The 20,878-nt window shown below is 60.0% G+C and carries 18 protein-coding genes; 10 read left to right on the forward strand and 8 right to left on the reverse strand.

All coding sequences use genetic code 11. The features are described from left to right. Positions 1-528: 528 nt before the first annotated feature. Together MON38_RS02895 and MON38_RS02900 are read left to right on the forward strand one after the other, a co-directional pair. Complete coding sequence (locus tag MON38_RS02895; RefSeq protein WP_241934626.1) at positions 529-1,431, forward strand: histone deacetylase family protein; 903 nt, start codon at positions 529-531, stop codon at positions 1,429-1,431. A 37-nt stretch (positions 1,432-1,468) separates the two neighbouring features. Then, positions 1,469-2,488 carry a J domain-containing protein gene (locus tag MON38_RS02900; protein ID WP_241934627.1) on the forward strand — a complete coding sequence of 340 codons (1,020 nt, stop codon included), beginning with the start codon at positions 1,469-1,471 and terminating at the stop codon, positions 2,486-2,488. Between the two features lie 7 nt (positions 2,489-2,495). On the opposite strand, the gene MON38_RS02905 is transcribed toward MON38_RS02900, so the two are convergent. The 4 genes from MON38_RS02905 to MON38_RS02920 all read right to left on the reverse strand — a co-directional run bounded on the left by MON38_RS02905 (position 2,496) and on the right by MON38_RS02920 (position 7,783). After that, on the reverse strand, positions 2,496-3,419 hold the full coding sequence (locus MON38_RS02905; protein ID WP_241934628.1) for an alpha/beta fold hydrolase: 924 nt from the start codon (positions 3,417-3,419) through the stop codon (positions 2,496-2,498). A 96-nt stretch (positions 3,420-3,515) separates the two neighbouring features. Continuing rightward, positions 3,516-4,112 carry a TetR/AcrR family transcriptional regulator gene (locus tag MON38_RS02910; protein ID WP_241934629.1) on the reverse strand — a complete coding sequence of 199 codons (597 nt, stop codon included), beginning with the start codon at positions 4,110-4,112 and terminating at the stop codon, positions 3,516-3,518. 137 nt (positions 4,113-4,249) lie between these two features. After that, positions 4,250-6,661 (reverse strand): T9SS type A sorting domain-containing protein, encoded by a 2,412-nt coding sequence (locus tag MON38_RS02915; RefSeq protein WP_241934630.1) that lies wholly within the window; start codon positions 6,659-6,661, stop codon positions 4,250-4,252. 396 nt (positions 6,662-7,057) lie between these two features. Then, positions 7,058-7,783: a PD-(D/E)XK nuclease-like domain-containing protein gene (locus MON38_RS02920; RefSeq protein WP_241934631.1), complete on the reverse strand. Its 726-nt coding sequence runs from the start codon at positions 7,781-7,783 to the stop codon at positions 7,058-7,060. 170 nt (positions 7,784-7,953) lie between these two features. Here MON38_RS02920 and MON38_RS02925 point away from each other — a divergent pair, with 170 nt between their 5' ends. After that, the gene (locus MON38_RS02925; protein ID WP_241934632.1) at positions 7,954-8,376 is read left to right on the forward strand and encodes an EamA family transporter; all 423 of its coding nucleotides are present in this window, start codon (positions 7,954-7,956) and stop codon (positions 8,374-8,376) included. 241 nt (positions 8,377-8,617) lie between these two features. Beyond that, positions 8,618-9,925 carry a T9SS type A sorting domain-containing protein gene (locus tag MON38_RS02930; protein WP_241934633.1) on the forward strand — a complete coding sequence of 436 codons (1,308 nt, stop codon included), beginning with the start codon at positions 8,618-8,620 and terminating at the stop codon, positions 9,923-9,925. Between the two features lie 96 nt (positions 9,926-10,021). Here MON38_RS02930 and MON38_RS02935 read toward each other — a convergent pair whose 3' ends face one another. The 4 genes from MON38_RS02935 to argB all read right to left on the reverse strand — a co-directional run bounded on the left by MON38_RS02935 (position 10,022) and on the right by argB (position 15,580). After that, on the reverse strand, positions 10,022-12,253 hold the full coding sequence (locus tag MON38_RS02935; RefSeq protein WP_241934634.1) for a TonB-dependent receptor: 2,232 nt from the start codon (positions 12,251-12,253) through the stop codon (positions 10,022-10,024). 172 nt (positions 12,254-12,425) lie between these two features. Then, positions 12,426-13,727: an argininosuccinate lyase gene (gene argH / locus MON38_RS02940; RefSeq protein WP_241934635.1), complete on the reverse strand. Its 1,302-nt coding sequence runs from the start codon at positions 13,725-13,727 to the stop codon at positions 12,426-12,428. Positions 13,728-13,742: 15 nt separating this feature from the next. Then, positions 13,743-14,810 (reverse strand): M20 family metallo-hydrolase, encoded by a 1,068-nt coding sequence (locus MON38_RS02945; protein ID WP_241934636.1) that lies wholly within the window; start codon positions 14,808-14,810, stop codon positions 13,743-13,745. After that, positions 14,798-15,580, reverse strand: a complete 783-nt coding sequence (gene argB, locus MON38_RS02950; RefSeq protein WP_241934637.1) for an acetylglutamate kinase — start codon at positions 15,578-15,580, stop codon at positions 14,798-14,800. The genes MON38_RS02945 and argB overlap by 13 nt, the downstream gene beginning before the upstream one ends. A gap of 425 nt (positions 15,581-16,005) precedes the next feature. Between argB and MON38_RS02955 the strand changes: the two genes are divergently transcribed. The 6 genes from MON38_RS02955 (at position 16,006) to MON38_RS02980 (ending at position 20,851) form a co-directional block, all read left to right on the forward strand. Beyond that, positions 16,006-16,626, forward strand: coding sequence for a GNAT family N-acetyltransferase (locus MON38_RS02955; protein WP_241934638.1), 621 nt, complete (start codon positions 16,006-16,008; stop codon positions 16,624-16,626). Next, entirely contained in the window at positions 16,626-17,816 is a 1,191-nt protein-coding gene (gene argG / locus MON38_RS02960) for an argininosuccinate synthase (RefSeq protein ID WP_241934639.1), read from the forward strand. Before MON38_RS02955 ends, argG begins: the two co-directional genes overlap by 1 nt. Then, a complete protein-coding gene (gene argC, locus MON38_RS02965) occupies positions 17,806-18,786 on the forward strand; it encodes an N-acetyl-gamma-glutamyl-phosphate reductase (RefSeq protein WP_241934640.1) in 981 nt (326 codons plus the stop codon). The genes argG and argC overlap by 11 nt, the downstream gene beginning before the upstream one ends. A gap of 53 nt (positions 18,787-18,839) precedes the next feature. Next, complete coding sequence (locus tag MON38_RS02970; protein ID WP_241934641.1) at positions 18,840-19,244, forward strand: Imm50 family immunity protein; 405 nt, start codon at positions 18,840-18,842, stop codon at positions 19,242-19,244. Between the two features lie 73 nt (positions 19,245-19,317). After that, positions 19,318-20,481: an aspartate aminotransferase family protein gene (locus MON38_RS02975; protein WP_241934642.1), complete on the forward strand. Its 1,164-nt coding sequence runs from the start codon at positions 19,318-19,320 to the stop codon at positions 20,479-20,481. A 64-nt stretch (positions 20,482-20,545) separates the two neighbouring features. Beyond that, a complete protein-coding gene (locus MON38_RS02980) occupies positions 20,546-20,851 on the forward strand; it encodes a hypothetical protein (protein WP_241934643.1) in 306 nt (101 codons plus the stop codon). Positions 20,852-20,878: the final 27 nt, after the last annotated feature.

Raw genomic sequence — 20,878 nt, forward strand, 5'->3', positions numbered from 1 at the left:
GGGGCCGGGCTTTTCTAATTCTCAAAGTCTACGCCGGTACTACCGACGTTTTCGACAAAGAAGAAAAGCACGACCGCACAGGTTCGACCAGCCGCAATCGGGCCGTTTCGAAAACTGCTGGAGCAGGTAACTGGGGCGGATATGGAGCATGGGTTGAATGAGCTAAGCGGTTGGAAACCGGCTAAAAACAAAAAACCCGAGCGTTATGGGCTCGGGCGGTGTCAGGCTTCAGCGGGGGCTGAAATCAGGCAAACGTACCGAGCGGAGACAGCCGTTCTGGCTGCATCTTATCCGAATTGCTGGTGAATATCAGGTGGCGGTACATGGTTGTTTGCTTTTGGTGTGACAAAGGTTGGATATTAATTTTAATTGCGCAAATAATTTTTGAAAATAATTAATAAATATTTTCTGGAGCGCATTACAATTACAAAAAGAACACAATAGAACGTCATGCAACGCGCAGCGAAGCATGAACCGCGGTTTACGTTTCTTAAAACATCCCGCCCCAATTCACAGTACCTGCGGCATATGCCCCGCCTCGCCACTTCCGACCATTATACGCTCGACCTGCCTGCCGGCCACCGCTTCCCCATCGCCAAATACGCCCTGATTCGGGAGCAGCTGCTATGGCAGGGCATTGCCGAGCCGGCCGATTTCTACGAGCCCGGCCTCTGCGCCGAAGAGGACGTGCTGCGCGTGCACACTGCCGCCTACTGGCACCGTGTGCGCGACCTGCAGCTCACGCCCCGCGAGGTGCGCAACCTGGGCCTGCCGCAAAGCCCGCAGCTGGTGCGGCGCTCGCTGAGCAGCAGCGCGGGTACTCTGCATTCGGCCCTGAATGCCTTGCGCGACGGCATTGGCCTCAACCTGGCCGGCGGCACCCACCACGCCTTTGCCGACCGGGGCGAGGGCTTCTGCGTGCTGAACGACCAGGCCATTGCCGCCGCGCACCTGCTGGCGCACGGGCTGGCGAAACAGGTTTTGATTGTAGATTTGGACGTGCACCAGGGCGATGGCACGGCCGCCATTTTCCGCGACGAGCCGCGCGTGTTCACGTTTTCAATGCACGCCGGGGCCAACTACCCGCTGCGCAAGGAGCAGTCGGACCTGGACCTTCCGCTGGCGCTGGGCACCGGCGATGCGGCATATCTGGCGCAGCTATCGGCCACGCTGGAGCCGCTGGTGGAGCAGGTAAAGCCCGATTTCATTTTCTACCAGGCCGGCGTGGATGTGCTGGCCACCGATAAGCTGGGCAAGCTGGCCCTCACGCCCGCCGGCTGCCGGCAGCGCGATGAGCTGGTGCTGGGCCTGTGCCGCGCCCGGGGGCTGCCGGTAGCCGTGAGCATGGGCGGGGGCTATTCCGAAAAGCTGGCCGACATCGTGGACGCGCACTGCAACACGTTTCGGGTGGCATTTGAGCTGTGGCCGTAGGGGTTCCCCCCGCACGCTACCCGTACCTTTGCTCGTGATGAATAACCCCGATTCCGCGCATCCCAACCGTATTACTGTCCCGGTTCGTACCGATGAACAACCGGCGGGCACACCGGCGCAACAGGCTTTCCGGCAGGCCATTCTGGACGTGGAAAACCTGCGCGAGCGGCTGCGCGACCTGCGCGCCGAACAGGCCGAAGCCCGGCGGCGCTACTGGCAGCAGGTGGGGCCGGCCGCCACGGCCGTGGTGGATGCCCGCCACGCGCTATACCCGGCGTTGGAAGAAGCACTGCTGATAAGCTACTTCAGCCGCCTGGAGGAACAGCAGATTACGGCCTTGCTGCTGGGCAATGCGCGCACGCTGGAAAACCGGTTTGGCGAGGACGAGGGCGAAATCATTCGCAAATACGCGCCGGCCGGGGGGCCGCGCCAGGAGGCTTTTGGGCCGGAGCCCGAGGCATCGAAAGTCTCAACCACCGAGCCAGCCTTCATCCCCGACCCCAGCCTGCCGCCCCACGAGCAAGCCGCCGCCGCGGCCCGCGCCCGCCGCAAAACCAAGGCCCAGCGCAAAGAGGAAGCTGCCGCGCAGGCCGACCAACAGCAGCTCGAATCCAACGCCAAAACCATCTACCGGCAGCTGGCCCGCGTGCACCACCCCGACCTGGAGCGCGACCCCGAAAAACAAGCCGCCAAAACGGCCCAGATGCAGCGCATCACCGAGGCCTATGAGGCCGACGACCTTTACACGCTACTGCAGCTGCTGGCCGAAACCGGCCCCGCCGATTCCGAAACCGACGACGTGCTGGCCCGCTACACCCGCGCCCTACTCCAGCAGCAAACCCAACTGAAGCAGGAAATGAACGAGCTGAAATACGGCGCACAGGGCTTCATGCTAAGCGGCACCGGCAAGAAGCAGGAATTGGAACTACGTCAGCTCAAGCGCGACCTGCGGGCCGAGGCTGAGTATGTGCAGCACGTTGGACAGCTCATTGGTGAAGCGGAAGGCTTGCGCGACTTGCTACGCCAACTCTCCGCCGAGGGCCTGGACCATATTTAAGCCGTTTTCAGCCGATAAAAGCTACCGCCGACTGAATAACGTCGGCATCGCGCAGAATCCGGTTGTGGCCCAGGCCGCGCGTGGCGTGCAGACGTGCCCCGGGCCAGGCGGCCGCAATCTGCCGCCCTTCGGCGAAGGGAATGATTTCGTCGCCCTCGTCGTGCAGCACCAACACCTGTTCGGCCCTCGTGCCCGGTCCGGCGGCAGCCACGGCAAACGAATCGGCCGGCCGGCCCGTGCTGCGTTCGATGTGCTTGGCGAAGCGCCGCACCAGGTCCTTGGGCAGATGCAGAAAATCGGCAAACCGCTCGGCCACCACCCGCGGCCCCTCCGGCGCGCTGATGAGCACCAGCCGGGGCAACGCCGCCCCCGCCCGCAGCCGCACCGGCAGCCCCGCCACCGAGGCCGCCCCAAACGAGTGCGCCACAATGGCGCGCACCGCGCCCAGCGTATTCACCACCGCCTGCACCGCCCCGCCGAAATCGGTGAGCGTGGTGCGGCGGCCGGCCGAGGCCCCGTGCGCGGGCCCGTCCAGGGCCACCACGCGGTAGCCGGCGGCCAGCAGCGGCCCCACCCAGGCCCGCCAGAAGCTGGCCCGGTGCTCCCAGCCGTGCACCAGCAGCACGGCCGGCGCAGCCTCCGGTCCCCACTCGTACACGGCAATGAGTCCGGTTTCGGCGGCCACGGTGCGGCGGCGGGCATCGGCCAGCGCGGGCGCTTCCCAGGCTTTGGCGGGCAGGCGGCGCGGCGTGGTGAACACGCGCCACGCCTGCCGGAAACCCAGCGCCGGGGCCACCGCCCACAGCGCGCCCAGCTGCCAGCGCACCCAGCGCAGGCCTGCCGGCTCGGGGTAGCGGGTAGCTACGGCCGGCGGCGCAGCTTGCGCTTCATCGGCCTCGGGGCAATAGGCGGGCGAATAGGTATTGGTCATGGCACTGGGTGAGTCAGGATGGGCAACAATTGTTGCCGCAGCCGGTGAGGGATAGTAAAGCGCGGGGCAGCAGGTGAGCGGTTTCTGTTGCCGGCGCTACGGCAGCAATTCCAGCCGCAGCTGGCCTACTATTACCTGAAACGGGGTTTCGTCGTGTACGCGGGCCACCTGTAGGGCACCCGCCAGCGTGGTAAGCACCTGCGCCGATTTTGCCGCAGGGCTGCCCACAAAGCGCAGCGTGCCGGTGGCCCGGCCCACGGCCAGCACCTCCGCCAGCCATTCGGTCAGCTCGCGGTTGAAGGTGCGCAGCTCCGCTTGCATGGGCGCGGGCAAGGTTCGGAAATCGGCCGCCAGAGCCCCAAACAAACACACACGGCGGTCCTGGCCCAGGTGGTTCTCATACACGGCCAGCAGGGCATCGAGCTGCTGCACGGGGCCCAGATTGGTTACGCGCGGCAGCCCGCGCCACTTGCGCAGCCGGCGCAGCTGCCGCGCCACCAGCGCCGTGCCCAGGTCGTCTTTGCTGGGGAAGTGGTAGTGAATGGCCGCGGGCTTCACGCCCAGCTCCCGGGCCAGGTGCTGGTAGCTGAACGCATTAAAACCCCGCTCCAGCAATAGCGTCTCGGCCAGGTCGAGGATGCGCGTGCGGGTATCGGGAGCGAGTGCAGGAATGGCAACAGCTTTCGTTATCATGCACCAAAGATACTACTTACTTACTAATTAGTAAGTTTTTTTGTTACAAACAAAAAGGCCCTTCTATTTGCACAGAAGGGTCTTTTTGTTTGCAGAAGAAAGGAAGTATTGACTTAAAATGCTGCGCAGCCGTGGTGTTATTGCTTGATAATCCGCAGGCAGCGACGCCCGGCCGCCGTTTCCAGCTGCACCAAATACACCCCTGCCGGCTGCCCGCCCAGCTCAAACCGCACCGCGTCGGCTGTAGCGGCGGCCGGTAGGCGCAGAACCTCTGCTCCCAGCACATTGCGCACCACCACCGGGCCGGTTAAGGCCAGCCCCTCGGGCAGTAGCAGGGCAAACGCGCCGGTGCCGGGATTGGGCACTACCGTAGGCGCCGCCACCTCCGCGCCGGCTACCAGCACCAGCGGCGAGTAAGCTACCGCGCCGTCCACATCGGTCTGGCGCAGGCGGTAGTAGGCCCGGCCCGGCAGCGGCTGCTGGTCGCGGAAGCCATACACGGTGGCGCTGCTGCTGGTGCCGGCCGCCGCCACAGTGCCCAGTGTTTCAAATATTTCGCCATCGCGGCTGCGCTCCACGGCAAAGTCGTGGCTGTTGCGCTCGCTGGCCGTGGTCCAGGCGCAGGCCACTGCTGCGCTGACGCGCCGGGCCGTGAAGGCCGTGAGCTCGACCGGTAGCGGATTGGCGCGCGACGACACCCCAAACGGCGAGAAGCTTCTGATGCCCGCGCGCGACACCTTGTTGGCTCCCGCGCCGGCTCCGCTGGCGCTGGCTAGCGGCGTAGTGTCCCAAGTGCCGTTGGTGTAGTGGCTGATGTGGGCTTTGGTGCTCAGGAAGTTGCTGGCGGCTTCGGCGGCGGGCCATTGCAGCGTCATTGTCACGTTGGAGTTGCCGGGCACCTCTTCTTCTACCAGCCAGGTTTTCTTCACGTTCTGGTTGGTAATCGGAGTGCCCACACCTATCCCAGCGGCCGTGTAGCTGGCGTACATATTATCAATTACGCGCACGCTGTAGGCATCTTCCAGGCCGCTACCGCTCTGGCTCAGCGTGGCCGGCGTGTACGAAGTGGCGCTGGCCCCCACCGGAAACAGCACGCCCACGCCGTCGCCCGACACGGTGCGCACCAGGCTGCCCGTCCCGTTCGTCACCAGCAGCGGGGCCGTGCGGGCCGGGCCGCTGAAGTCGGCGTCCTTTTGCAGCTGCAGGTCATAGTTGTTCAGCAGCACCGAAGCCGTGGCGGGCTTCTCGTAGGCCAGGCCGCTGCGCACCAGCACCGGGCCGGCCAGGGTGCGCGGGCCATCATCCGCCAGGGCCAGGTTGCCGTAGCTGCCGGCGCTGATGCGCTGCGCCATTGTGCCCGCATTGATGTATTCGACCGTGCTGCCGTCGTGCAAGGAACCCAACGTGAGCGTATTGGCCAGATGCTCGATTTCCAGCGTGGCCTGGTCGCTCACATCAATGGTGCCCTGGATATCATCGTTCGGGCCCACGTACAGCGTGCTTTTTTTGCTGCCATCGCCCACGATGATTTTCGAGTTCAGGCCCGTAATCACCCAGGTCGTGCCGCTGGTCAGGCGCTTGGCTTTCTTGTTCTTGCATTGCACATAATAGGTGCAATTATCGGCCGCAAAGTTGGCCGGAGCCGTGCCCGTGCCATCGGTATTGGTGCCCCAACTCGACTTCGAATCAAGCTTTTTACTGTCATCGTCAGCCGAGTAGAATATATTGGTCTGGGGCGTAATTACCACGTCGTCAATACTCAAGCCATTGCCATTGCTGGCCGAGTTGAAGGCGTAGCCGAAGCGCAGCATGATTTCCTCGCCCACGCGCAGGTTCAGGCCGCTCAGGGTGGTGTGCATCACGCGGCGGTTGGTGGCGGCGTTGCCATCGCGCGGCGCAATGGCGGCCGAAGTCGACGGCGCGGCCACGTTCAGCGCCGAAATGGCCGTCCAGCGCCCATCGAAAACGGATGTAATGGCCGCCGTGCTGCGCCGATATTCCACCGTGACGGTAGCGGCCTGGGTGCGGCTCGAATTGTACCACTGTTCCATCGCATACTCCACCTCCAGGTTGGTAATCACCTTGGTCGAGCCGTTCTTCAGGCGGATGCCCACGTAGCCCTGCCCGTCCCAGGTCGCGGTGCCGGCAATGCCGCCCAGGGCGCGGTCGGGGCTACCGGCGCTGCCAAAGTGGTACCACGCCGGCCCGTGCGCCGTGCCGTTGTTGTCCACGCTCGACTGGCTGGCCGTTCCTTCCGAGCCGTTGTCGGGGCTAAGGCGGGCCGAAGTGCCCCAGCCCCGCTGGTACGACTCGTATTCGCCGCCCACCACGTTCAAGGTGTAGCGGGCATACACGCCCGGCAACGTGTTGTTACTCTGAAAGTACGTATTGGTGCCGGCCAGCCCGTCGAAGTTCTGGCGGTAGGCCCCCAGCCCGGCCGAAGCGGTGGTAGGCGCATCGGCAAAGGTGTATTGGGCGTGGCTAGCGGTGGCGGCGCTAAGGCATAGCAGGGCCGCCATCCCCAGAGAGGAAGTAAACGTTTGCATCATGAGCAGTTGAATGGAAAGGAAATGGTATTATTTGCCTCAGAGCACTATTGATGGCGCTGCAAAGCTACAATTACATCCAGCAAAATTCATGTACAATCGATTGCATTACCGATTGCATAGAATTGAAACTATACTTAATTGCCTGATAGCTAGGAATAAATATTTATTATTCTGCCACGATTTTCCATCACAAAATCAGCCCGCTCAAGCACATGGATAAACCGGCGTGCGCAGACAGCCGTGGTCCATCCCATATGTTCGCGCACCTTGCAGGCCACCCACCGGCCTTAAGCGAATAAAGCCGAAACCAAGGCGACAGCAGCACCCAGGTTTCGGCTTTCCATCAAAGTCGTCGAGCCGGCAATTCGCGCCCAGCATCGGCAGTGCTTACGCCAATCAGTCGGCTTCGGGGCCCAGCCCCAGGGCATCCACGGCGGCCTGCACGGCTTCGGCGCGGTAGGCGGGCGCGGTAGCGGGTGCTTTCAGCAGGCGTAGCAGGCGCTGGTATTTCTGGCGGCCCTCGGCCAGCAGCTGCTCGCTCACTTCAATGGTGAACACGCCAAACGGCTCAATTTTCTGCACACCCACCAGCAGAAACCGGTCGGCCCGCAGCGCGTCGGTATAGAAGGCCGCCTGCCGGTCGTAGTCGTAGGCCGAGCACTGCCAGAGGAAGTGGTCGGCATCGCGGGCGCTGGTGGTTTTAAAGTCGATGATGGTGAACGGCTGGTTGGGCTGGGCAACCACCAGGTCGGCGCGCAGCTTGCACAGCGTTTCGGTCTGGGGCTCGGTGAAGAGCACACTTACTTCAGGGGTGCCTTGGGCCAGCAGCTCGGCCAGGCGGGCATCCAGCTGAACGCCCTCCACCAGCCACCACACCAGCGTATCGTTCAGGCCGGGCAGGCCGGCCACGTACTGCTCGGGCTCCAGCAGGGCCGTGTGAAAGGCGGTGCCGAAGTTCAGGGCGCCGTCGTTGGCACTGCTTTGGGGGCGCGGAGCGCGGCCTTCCAGGGCATCGCGCAGGCGCGAGAGGTCGGAGTTGGCCACCGCGGGCAGGGCCCGGTAGGTGTCGTAGTCGAGACGGAGCAGGTCGGGCCGGCGGAAGTCAGGGGCAGAATCGGGCATAGCTGAAAAGGTAACAGGAAAGTGGCCAAAAGCTCCCGGGCGCATTCCAGCGGGGCCGTTTGCCCGACGGTTTGGGGCCCGCCTGCGTACCACCATCCGCCTACGCAAGCCCGCCGCACCGGTTGGGCTGGGCGGCCCGCTTTTCTTTTTCATCCTTGTTCCTCAATCTCATGGCTGCCTGGATTCCCTACGCCCTGCTTTCGGCCGTGTTTGCGGCCCTCACCGCCATTTTTGCCAAAATCGGCATCAAAGGCGTCGATTCCGATTTGGCTACGGCCATTCGCACGGTGGTTATCCTGCTACTGGCCTGGGGCATTGCCCTGGCGCGCGGGGCCACCGCCGGCCTGCCGGCGCTCACGGGGCGCACGTGGCTGTTTCTGGTGCTGTCAGGGCTGGCCACGGGGGCTTCGTGGCTGTGTTACTTCCGGGCCCTGAAGCTGGGGCCGGTTAGCAAAGTGGCCCCGGTTGATAAGCTGAGCGTAGCGCTGTCGCTGCTGCTGGCCGTAGCGTTTCTGGGCGAAACCCTGAGCCTGAAAGGGGCCGTTGGGGCCGCGCTCATTCTGGCCGGCACGCTGGTATTGGCTTGGGGCTAAGCGAAACGCGATGGATGGGGTACATCATTTTTCGATGAAAATTTATCAGCTCTAAAATATAAAATAATATCTATTAATGCGATTTACCCTGTTTCAGCCATTAATTTCAGCAGAGAGCTTATGAATTGGAATATCTATAAAATATAAACTTTCAAATTATTAATTGTATAAATGAATTAATTTTCTTGCGCACACATTATGACAATAAGAGGTTTTTTATTCACTTATCCTCGTCATTGTCATGAAACAGTTTCTTTACCTGTCGTTGCTGGCCGCTGCCTTGGGCAGCATTTTGCCCCGCGCCGCCAGCGCGCAATGCACCTACACGGCCGTGCAGAGCGGGCTTTTCTCGGCGGCCAGCACGTGGGCCGTGGCGGGCAGTGCCAGCTGCAGCGCCACGCCGGCTTCGGGCAGCGCGGCTAAAATCGTGATTTCGGGATTCAACGTGGTGCTGGATGTACCCTACGCCATCGGAAAAGACGGAGCGCTGACAATCAACGGCCAAGGCTCGCTCGTGGGGGGCACCAACCTGGCCTTGGGCGATGGCACGGGCGACCGTGCCGATACCTGGCTGACCATTGCGCCGGGCAGTACCTTGCGCGTGGCACAGCTCAAAATCGACAAAGCTTCCGTGCTCATTGACAATGCCTTAAGCCCCAGCCAACCCACTACCCTGACTACCGACTGCAACCTGGTGCTCGCCAACTCGGTCGTGACCGATAATAGCCGCGCCGTCATCAACGGCAGCGTTGATGTGAGCAGCGGCGCGGCCAGCAACGAGCTCTGCGGCACGGGCATTGTGCGGATTGTGGGCTGCGTGTTCGGCGGCAACGGAGCCATCAAGCAGCTGGCCATGAACTGTGCTTCGTCGTTGGTGACCACCATTTGCTCGCAGCAAACCCAGCCTTCCGGCTGCCCTGGCCCGCAGGCCGGCAACAACGCCGACCAACGCGCCTGCGATGGCCTGGTTCCGGCGTGCCGCCCGCTGCCTGTGGAGCTGGTCATTTTCACGGCCAGCCTTACGAGCCGGCAGGGAGTGGCCCTGCACTGGGTCACGGCCTCGGAGAAAAACAGCCAAAGCTTCGTAATTGAGCGCTCGGCCGATGGCGAAATCTTCAAAACCGTGCGCACAGTGGCAGCCGCCGGCACTTCTTCGGCCCGCACTACCTACGACCAAACCGACGAGCAGCCGCTGTTTGGCACCAGCTACTACCGCCTGCGCCAGGTCGATACCGACGGCACCACCGCCTTTTCGCCGGTGCAGCTCATCCGCCTGGGCAGCGCCAACGCCGAGGGCCTGGCCGTGTATCCGGGCCACGAAGCCCAGCAATGGGTCGTGAGCTCGGGCCTGCCCACGGCCGTGCTGGCCAGCGGCCCGGCCAGCGTGCGGGTATTCGATGCGCTGGGCCGCAGCCAGCCGGCCGCCGCCACCCCCGATGGCAGCCAGCCCGGCCGCTGGGCCCTGGATATGCGCCTGCTGCCCCCCGGCATGTACATCGTGCGGCTGGTATCGGCCGCCGGCTCGTTCAGCCAGCGCATTGTGCAGTAGCTGATTCAGGTTGTCATTCCGACGCAGAAAGAATCTGGGGGCTGTTATTGAACCGCTGTTCCCGGGTTCCCTCTGCGGCGGAATGACCGTTCTCCCCTATCGTGCCGCCCACCGCCACGTGAGCGACAGGTTGACAACGCGGCCTTCCACCGGGGCCCACAGCTCGCGGAAAACGGGGCTGTCGAAGGGCGCAAGCACCACCTTTTCGCGGCGCGTCTGGCGGTAGTCAGCCAGGTTTTCGCCGTTCAGCGCGAAAGTAAATCGTCCCACATGGTAGCGCAGCAAGGCCGCGAAAAGCGGGTAGCCGGGCGCAGTGCGGCCATCGGACAGGTATTGCTGGCCAATGTAGGAGGCTTCCAGCCCAGCGCTGAAGGCTTCGGTGAATTCCACCAAACCCACCGCCGCAAACTTGTGGCGGGCGGCCAGCGGCAGGTGCGGGTTGGCCGCGTCGTACTGCCGCCGGGCATCGGTGAAGACGTAGCCGAGGTAAAGCTCGGTTTCGTCGGCGCGCAGGCGCACGTAGGTCTCCAGGCCGCGCGTCGAAAGTGGAGCTGCGGCGTTCTGCCACGTCAGGTAGTTGGCCTGGAATGGCCCGGCAAATCCCAGCCCACTCAACACCAACGGGTTGCTGAGGCGGGTATAGAAAAAGGACTGATTCACGCTCAACACCAGCGGCTCGTCAAATCCGTCGAACGTACGCTGGTAATTCACGTCGCCGTTCAGGCCAAACGAGGTCTCGGCCTGTACCCCTTGCAAGGCCTTCACCAACGGATAATCCCGCTCATCGAGGCTGTTGATGTAGGGCACCGGCGCGCGGTAGCCCAGGCCGCCGTTCAGGCGGGCCGTCACGGCCGCGCTGGCCTTGTAGAGCAGCGCCAGCCGGGGCAGCACGAACGTGCCGTACTGGTTATGATGGTCGAGGCGCAGGCTGGCCTGCAGGCTTAGGCGGGGCAGCACGCGCCAATCGTCCTGGGCAAACGCGCCCAGCGTGTGGTAGGTGTAGGGGCTGCGCAGCGGCGTGGCGCTGCGGTTGAAGGAAGCCAGCTGCTCGCCGTTCACGTTCAGGCCCACCACCACCGTGTGGCGGGGGCCGGCGGCGTGCAGGTAGCTGGCTTCGGTGTAATACGTGGTCTGGTAGGCGGTGAAGGCATTGGTATTCGAATTCACGTCGCGCACGAAATCCGTGATGGTGCCTTTCACGGTAAGGCGGCCGCCGGCCAGCGCGTCGTTGGTATACAGTAGGTCGGCGGTGTTGCGCAGGCTGGTATTATCGACGAAAAACACGTGGCCGCTCACCGGGTCGAAGCCTTTTTTGAGTACTTCCGCATCGCCGGCCCGGCGGCTTTCGAGCGTGCCGGTGTAGCCCAGCGCCACCTGGCTGTGGCCATTGGGGTAGAAGAACAGGCGCGGGTGCAGGTTCACGTTGCCTACCCGGGGCACGTCCACAAAGCCGTCGCCGTCCACATCCTTTTCTTTCTGCCGCACCAGTCCGGCGTACAGCGAATACCCCCAGCGCGCGCCGCGCCGCGCCGCGAAGCCGTTCAAATCCGTTTCGCGCAGGCTGGTCTGGTTGAAGCTGGCCGCGTACTGCGGCGTACCCAGCGTGGGCGTTTTGCTCACCAGGTTCACCAGCCCGGCAATGGCCCCGCCGCCGTACAGCGTCGAGTTCGAGCCCTTAATCAACTCCACTTGCCGCAAATCGAGCGGCGGCACCGTGAGCAGCCCAAACGAGCCCGCAAAGCCCCCGTAGAGCGGCACGCCGTCGCGCAGAATCTGGGTGTACTGCCCAGGCAGGCCCTGCAGGCGCAAATCGAGGTTGCCGGTGGTGGGCGAAGTCGGTTGAATCTGGGTGCCCGCGATATCGCCGAACAAACTGGCGATGCTGGCCGGTTTGATGCTGCTTTCCTCCTCCATCTCCTCGGCCCCCAGCACCTCCACCCGCGTGGGCAGGTCCTCGATGCGCGAGTTGGTGCGCGTGGCCGTCACCAGCACTTCTTCTGCAATCTCAACGCCACCCGACGCGAGCAGTAGCGTTAGCGCCTCCCCCACCGCCGGGGCCGCCACGAAGCGCGGCTGGTAGCCCAGCGCCGTAATGCGCAGCCGCGTACCGGCCGCCGGGGCCGGCGAGAGCACGGCCGTGCCGGTGGCATCGGTAGCCGCGCCGATGCCGGTGCCGGGCACCACCACGCTGGCGCCAATCAGCGCCTCGTGCCGCAGCGAGTCGCGCACCTGCACCCGCAGGGCTTGGGCGTGGCTGGCAATCGGCAGCGCTAATGCCAGCAGCAGCCAGCAGCCATGCAACCACCGAAACGGAAAACAGGAAATCATGTTAAAATAAGTTACCAGACAAAGAGCAAAAGTACAGTCCGCTATTCTGCGTATTCTGAGCGAAATCTGTTGGCATTTGAATAAAAAACAAAAGCTCCAGCACGTTCCCGCACTGGAGCTTTCTAAATATCTTTTTGGCAGTTGCACAACGCCGCCAAACGAGTTGCCTGCCTTATTTGAACAGCTCGCTTCCTTCCTGCCAGCGCCGCACTTTGGCCGCAATCTCGGTTAAGCCCAAATTGTGAATGCTGCCCAAATGCGTGGTCTGAAACTCGCGGTGTGGCACATAGCTGCCGTCTTCTACGGCGCGGCCCACCTGCTGATAAGCATCGCGGAACGGCACACCGGCAATAATTAATTGATTGATATTTTCGACCGAAAATATCGGGTCGTATTTCGCCTGCTCAATTACGCCTTCCTTAATTTTAATTTCGGGCAGCGCAAACAGCAGCATATCCAGTAAGTCGGCAAACTGCATCATGGGCCCGAACAGCAGCTCCTTCAGCAATTGAAAGTCGCGGTGGTAGCCGCTGGGCAGGTTGCTGGTAGCCAGGATAATGTCGTTGGGCAGCGCCTGCAGGCGGTTGGCGTGGCCGCGCACCAGCTCAAACACGTCGGGGTTTTTCTTGTGCGGCATGATGCTGGAGCCCGTCGTGAACTCCTTCGGCAGGTTCACAAAACCCAAATCCTGGCTATTATACAGCACCAAGTCATACGCCAGCTTGCCCAGCGTGCCCGCCGCGCCGGCAATGGCAAAGGCCAGCGTTTTCTCGGTTTTGCCGCGCAGCATTTGCGCGCCCACGCTGCTCACGGCCACGTTGCCGAAACCCATTTCGCGCGTCGTCATCTCCCGGTCAATCGGGAAGCTGCTACCGAAGCCCGCGCCCGACCCCAGCGGGTTCTGGTCGGCCACCTTGTGCGCCGCCTCAAACAGCGCCAAATCCAGCAGCAGGTGCTCGGCATAGGCCGAAAACCACAGCCCGAAGCTGCTTGGCATGGCCGCCTGAAAGTGCGTGTAGCCCGGCAGCAGGTCGTTTTTATGCGCCTCAGCCTTTTGCAGTAGCACTTCCACCAGTGCTACTACTTTGGCCGAAATCTGTTCGGTGTAATCCTTCAGAAAAAGCTGAATCGCCGTCAAAACCTGGTCATTTCGCGAGCGGGCCGTGTGAATCTTCTTGCCCGCGTCGCCAAACTTCTCGGTCAGGTAAGACTCAATTTTGGAATGCACATCCTCAAAGTCGTCCTCAATCTGAAACGTGCCGGCCGCCACCTGGGCCAGCAGCTCATCGAGGCCCGTCACCAGCTGCTGCCGTTCACCTTCCGAAATCAATCCCACCTGGGCCAGCATATTGGCCTGGGCTTTCGAGGCGCGCATATCGAACGGTGCGAGGTACATATCCAGCACCCGGTCCTGGCCCACGGTGAATTTTTCGATGGTATCGTTTACCGAAAATCCTTTTTCCCAAATTTTCATAGCGCAATCAGGTAATTAAAAACTAAAATCGGTCAGTAATTCAATGTACTCCCGAATACCCGCCCGAATTTCACTCACCAGAATAAATTCATCCGGCGTGTGCGAGCGGGCACTTTCGCCCGGCCCCATTTTTAGGGTATCAAAAGGCATCATCGACTGGTCCGACAGCGTCGGCGAGCCGTAAATCGTCTTGCCCATCGCCACGCCCTTTGCAATCAACGGATGATTTTCGCCGATGCGCGATGAATTCAGATGCGTGGAGCGCGGCACGATTTCCGAGTGCAATTTTGAACGCAAAAAATCAACAATTTCCTGGTTCTGGTATAGCTCGTTGGTCCGCACATCGATTACAAACTGGCACCTATCCGGTACTACATTATGCTGCGTGCCCGCGCTTACCTGCGTCACCGTCATTTTCACCGGCCCCAGCAGCGGCGACACTTTCGGAAACTGAAAGCCGCGCAGCCACTGAATATCATCCATTGCCTTATAAAGAGCATTTTCGCCCTCCTCGCGGGCGGCGTGGCCGGTTTTGCCATGCGCGGTGCAGTCCAGCACAATCAGGCCTTTTTCGGCAATGGCGAGATTCATCCCCGTGGGCTCGCCCACAATCCCGAGGTCAATTTTGCCGAATTCCGGCAGTACGCTCCGAATGCCGTTGGCACCCGATATTTCTTCTTCGGCCGTAATCGCACAGATTAAATTAAATGCATTCGGCTTATCCTTAAAATACAGAAACGTAGCCAGCAAACTAACCGCCGAAGCACCTGCGTCATTACTTCCCAAACCAATTACTTTATCGCCTTCCAACGTCGCGCCAAACGGGTCGTAAGTCCAACCCGCGCCCGGCTTCACCGTGTCGTGGTGTGAGTTCAGCAGAATGGTGGGTTTCGCGGCATCAAAGTGCTGCGAAACGGCCCATACGTTGTTCTGCTGCCGCTTTGCCATCACGCCGTGGGCCGCCAGAAATTCCTGAATTAGCGTGGCCGTATCGGCTTCCTCACGAGAGAAGGAAGGCGTTTTAATCAGCCGGATTAATAATTCAACGGCCGCATCGGTCAATTGATTTATTAATTCAGCCATAGTGTTGTTTTCAATTCCTCGTTGATGTGCAGCGCGTGCTCAATCACTACTTTGCTCACGCCAAATTGCAGCGCTTCAAACGCATTTTCTAATTTAGGCAGCATGCCATCAGCAATAATTCCACTTTCCTTCAATTCCCCATAATTATTCAGTGTAATTTTTTCAATCACGGAATTATCATCGCTAATATCTTCCAGTACTCCGCGCTTTTCGAAGCAAAAATGCAGCGACACTGCATATTCCTTACTCAACGCCTTAGCCAGCGAAGCCGCAATCGTGTCGGCGTTGGTATTTAATAGTTGCCCGTGTCCATCATGGTTGATGGCGCAGAAAACTGGCGTTAGCTCAAGGTGCAGAAACTGCTGAATCAGGCCGGAATTGACACTGGCTTCATTCAAATCGCCTACAAAGCCGTAGTCGATTTCGCGCACCGGGCGCTTTGTGGCCAGTATCACATTGCCATCGGCCCCGCTAAGGCCCAGCGCGTTAACGCCGCGGCCTTGCAGCGCAGCCACGAGTTGCTTGTTGGTTTTACCGGCGTAGAACATCGTCACAATGTCGAGCGCGGCAGCGTCGGTAATGCGGCGGCCGTTCACCAGCTGCGGCGCAATGCCGAGGTTTTTCATCATGTCGCTGGCGCCTTTGCCGCCGCCGTGCACGAGTATTTTCGGGCCATCGATTTTGGCAAACAACCGCACGAATTCCATCAGGTCGGCCTCGCGGTCGATGATGCCACCGCCAATTTTAAATATTTTTAGTTCGGGTTTCATTACAGCTTCACGTGGCGCAAGCCCTGCAGCGGGCGGCGACTATTTCAAAAATTAACCCCGGGAAATGTTGCGGGCAAAAGTAGGGCCTTTTACCTTTGCGGCAGAATTGAACCACTTGGTTCGCTGCTTCGTTAGAGCGCCGAATCGACTTAGTTTCCGCCATGTTCCGCTCCGTTTCCACGTCTTTGCTGTTCGCTCCGGCCACTTGGCCGGCGGTGGCCGGCGTGTGCCAAACGACTTGCGCATTAGTGCGACGACCCTAGCGGCTTCAACAGCCGCACGTTGGCCCGTTGGCCAATCTTTCTGAGCCGGGCAAGTACCCGCTCCACTTACCGACAGGTTTGGGCTTTAGCAGGAAATTCCCGTATACACTACTTCGGGTTTTCCGGACAGCCGCGTATCTATCCCTAAGTTTCTAATAATCAATGACAATTCGGGTTGCAACGGAGGCGGACGCTCAGTACGCTGAACAATTATGCCAATGGTACGTCGAGTCGGCCAAAACGCGCGGCACCGGCATCGCCAAGCGCGAGCCGGCCTACGTGGCCCAGAAGATGGCCAGCGGCGACGGCATCATCGCCTTCGTCGACGACGTACTGGCGGGCTTCTGCTACATCGAAACCTTTGACGACAAGACCTTTGTCGTGAACTCGGGCCTGATTGTAAACGCCGAGATTCGCAAGGGCGGCGTGGGCCGGGCCATCAAGCAAGCCGTGTTCGACCTGTCGCGCACCAAGTACCCGCGGGCTAAGATTTTCGGCATCACGACCAGCCTGGCCGTGATGAAAATCAACACCGACCTCGGCTACGAGCCCGTCACCTTCTCGGAGCTGACAACCAGCGAAGACTTCTGGAAAGGCTGCAAAAGCTGCAAAAACTACAGCATTCTGATGGAGAACGAGCGCAAGATGTGCCTCTGCACTGGTATGCTCTACGACACACCCGAGAAGCAGTTGGTGCAGGTTCAGGTGCCTGATTTCGCCGTCCTTACCCCTACCCTGCCTCTCCCGCAAAACTACGCTTCTGAAACCGATTCTGCATCATAATGAAGAAAAAAGCCATTCTCGCCTATAGCGGCGGCCTCGACACCTCGTTTTGCGCTGTGTATTTGTCGCGCGAACTCGACCTGGAAGTGCACACGGTAATCGTCAATTCCGGCGGCTTCACGGCTGAGGAGCTGGCCGCCATCGAGAAGCGCGCCTACGAATTGGGCTCGGTGAAGCACGAGGTAATTGACGTGACCACGCGCTTTTACCAGGACTGCCTGCGCTACCTGCTGTTCGGCAACGTGTTAAAAAACGACACTTATCCCCTGAGCGTGAGCGCCGAGCGCATGTTCCAGTCGCTGGCCATTGCCGAATACGCCCGCGCCAACGAGGCCGATTACATCGTGCACGGCAGCACCGGCGCTGGCAACGACCAGGTGCGCTTCGACGTGGCTTTCGCGGTGATTGCGCCCAAAACGGAAATCCTCACTCCTATCCGTGACCTGAAACTGTCTCGCCAGGCCGAGATTGAGTACCTGCAAAAGCAGGGCTTCGAAATGAGTTGGGAAAAGGCGAAATATTCCATCAACAAAGGCATCTGGGGCACCAGCGTGGGCGGCGTCGAAACGCTGACCTCGCACGAAGCCCTGCCGGAAAGCGCCTACCCATCGCAATTGCAGCGGCAGGATTCGGAGCGCGTGGAAATCACCTTTGAAAAAGGCGAACCCGTGGCCCTGAATGGCGAAACGCTGGACCCTGTGGCTCTGATTCAGAAGCTGAACGAGTTGGGCGCGGCCTTCGCCATCGGTCGCGACACGCACGTGGGCGATACCATTCTGGGTATTAAGGGTCGCGTGGGTTTTGAAGCTCCCGCGCCGCTCATCCTCATTAAGGCGCACCACCTGCTGGAAAAACATACCAGCACCCGCTGGCAGTTGCTGCACAAGGATTACATCGCCAACTGGTACGGCACGCTGCTGCATGAGGCGCAATACCTCGACCCGGTGATGCGCGACATGGAAGCCTTCCTAGAATCGTCGCAGAACTACGTGTCGGGCAAGGTGTTCGTGCAGCTAAAGCCCTACCAGTTCGACCTGCTCGGCATCGAGTCGAAATACGATATGATGCAATCGAGAGTGGCCACCTATGGCGAGGAAAACAATGCCTGGGATGCCCGCGACGCCCGTGGTTTCATCAAGATTTTCGGCAACCAGCTGAAAATTAGCGCCAGCCTGCACGATGAAAATTAAGGCTGGCATCGTGGGCGGCGCCGGCTACACCGCCGGCGAGCTTATCCGCATTTTGCTGCACCACGAGTTCGTGGAACTGGGCGGCATCGTCAGCACCTCAAACGCCGGAAACCCCGTGTATCAGGTGCACGACGACTTGGTGGGCGAAACCGACCTGGTTTTCGCTTCTGAATTGGCCGGCGATGAGGACGTGGTGTTTCTGTGCCTCGGCCACGGCAATTCCAAAGCTTGGCTGCACAAAAACGCCCTACCCGAAACCACGCACATCATCGACCTGAGCAACGATTTCCGCCTGAATGCGGATGCCGAGTTTGAAGGCCGCGAGTTTGTGTATGGCCTGCCGGAGCTGAACAAAAGCCGCATCCAGCAGGCCCAGAGCATTGCTAATCCCGGCTGCTTCGCCACAGCCATCCAGCTGGCGCTGCTGCCGCTGGCCAAGGCCGGCAAGCTCACCGACGACATCCATGTTTCGGCCATCACCGGCTCAACCGGCGCGGGCCAGAGCCTGTCGGAAACGGTGCATTTCTCGTGGCGCACCAACAACGTGTCCATTTACAAGCCCTTCACACACCAGCACCTCGGCGAAATCGGCGAGAGCCTGGCGCAGTTGCAGCCGCAGTCAGAAGCTGAGATTCACTTCATCCCCTACCGCGGCAATTTTTCGCGGGGCATTTTCGCCAGCGTCTACACGCCGTCGGATTTGACGCAGGACGAGGCACGGGAGCTGTATAAGCAGTTTTATGCCGACGCGCCTTTCACCACGGTTTCGGACAAGGAAATTCACCTCAAGCAGGTGGTTAATACCAACAAATGCCTGCTGCACGTGCAGAAACAGGGCAAGCAGCTGCTCATTACCTCAGTTATTGACAATCTGGTAAAGGGTGCCTCGGGCCAGGCAGTGCAGAATATGAACTTGCTGTTTGGGCTGCCGGAAACGACGGGGCTGATGAGTAAGGCTTCGTTTTTTTAAACCCGAACGTCATGCTGAGCGCAGTCGAAGCATCTCTACCGAACAATAAATTCATGTCTACAACTGAAAATAACGTCATTAACCGAATAGTTAATTCTGAGCTTGTCGTTCAGCATTTCGGCTACTGGCCAAGTTTTCATGATGCCACACTTGAAAGAACGAATTTTGAAATTCTCTCTTTCAAAAGCACTATTACATTTCTAATCGAAACGGCTGAATTCACAAACGAGCTTAACGAACAGGGGCAATACAAGCAGTTCAAGCCCTGTAGCATCGAACTGCAATTTCAAAATGTGAAAGACACATTTCTCACATTTGACCATGTCCCGGTTCTTTTCAGGGTTGATTTCGAAGAAATCGGTGAGGCAATAGCTTGTTATTTTTCTTCTTCTGCTGGCTCGCATACTATAATGGCAGAACAGGTCACAGTGCTCAACTTAACTTCAACGAAGCAGTAGAGATGCTTCGACTCCGCTACGCTTCGCTCAGCATGACGTTCTTATTTTAATTACGCTCTGATACACCAAAAACATGGAGCTTTTCAACGTTTATCCCCTCGTCAACATCACACCTGTGAAGGCACTCGGCGCGAAGCTGTGGGACGACCAGGGCCAGGAATACCTGGATTTCTACGGCGGCCACGCCGTTATTTCCATCGGCCACAGCCACCCGCACTACGTGCAGCGCCTCACCGAGCAGCTGCAAAACATCGGCTTCTACTCCAACTCGGTGCAGATTCCGATTCAGACGCAACTGGCGCACAAGCTGGGTCAAGTGTCGGGCTACGAGGACTACGCACTGTTTCTGTGCAACTCGGGCGCCGAAGCCAACGAGAATGCGCTAAAACTGGCCTCCTTCCACACCGGCAAAACCCGCGTGGTGGCGTTTAAAGGCGCGTTTCACGGCCGCACTTCGGGCGCGGTGGCAGCTACGGATAACCCGAAAATCGTCGCGCCCTTCAACGCGGGCCACGCCATCAGCTTCCTGGAATACGACTTGGCGGCGGTGGAAACCACTCTGCAAGGCGGCGACGTGTGCGCCGTGATTATCGAGCCGATTCAGGGCGTGGGCGGCATCATCATGCCTTCCGATGACTTCCTGCAAGGCTTGGCGGCGCTGTGCCAGCAGTACGGTGTAATCCTGATTGCCGATGAGGTGCAGAGCGGTTACGGCCGCAGCGGCAAGTTTTTCGCGCACCAGCACGCCGGCATCCGGCCCGATATCATTTCCGTGGCCAAGGGCATGGGCAACGGCTTCCCCATCGGCGGCATCCTGATTGCGCCGGAGTTGAAAGCATCCTATGGCCTGCTGGGCACCACCTTCGGCGGCAACCACCTGGCCTGCGCCGCCGCCTTGGCGGTGCTCGAAGTCATTGAGCAGGAAAACCTGCTGGCCCACGCCGCCGAAACGGGCGACTACCTCCGCACCCAGCTGCTGGCCCACGCCGGCGCCGAAGAAATCCGCGGCCGCGGCCTGATGGTGGGCATCAAGTACGACTTCCCCATCAAGGACGTGCGCGACATGCTGCTGTCGGAACACCACATTTTTGTGGGCAACGCCTCCGACCCCACCATACTCCGGCTGCTACCACCACTGAATATCAGCCAGGTAGAAGTCGACCGGTTCCTGCAGGCGCTGTACGCGCTGACGGAAAAATCGGTGGAAATTATCCAACAAGCCTCGGCACTTGACTAATTTTTTTGCTGTTGTGCCGCATCTTTGTGGCGCGAAGTCAAATTTGACTTAGCCACCTGCCCCGATGAAACCCTCAACTATGGTCATCATTATCTGCTGCTGCTTGTCGGTCGGATACGGGCTTTATTTGAAATACTTCGTCGGGGCTTACAACACGTTCAATCGCATAAGCCGGGTGAGCCAAGCGAAGAAAGGCATGACGCGGCAGCAGGTTTTGCAAACGCTATCGACGCCTGATTCCACCTATTGGGAAAAATCAAAGGCTGATTCCTTACTGGTAATGGCCTATGAGCTGCCTGATACCGATGGCAGCCACATACTAGTAAAGCTGCTTAACGACAGCGTACTGTCAGTAAAATATCAACAATAGGAAAAAGGCTGAAGCGCTTCGCATTCA

The sequence above is a fragment of the Hymenobacter cyanobacteriorum genome (genome assembly GCF_022631375.1).
Classification (GTDB): domain Bacteria; phylum Bacteroidota; class Bacteroidia; order Cytophagales; family Hymenobacteraceae; genus Hymenobacter; species Hymenobacter cyanobacteriorum.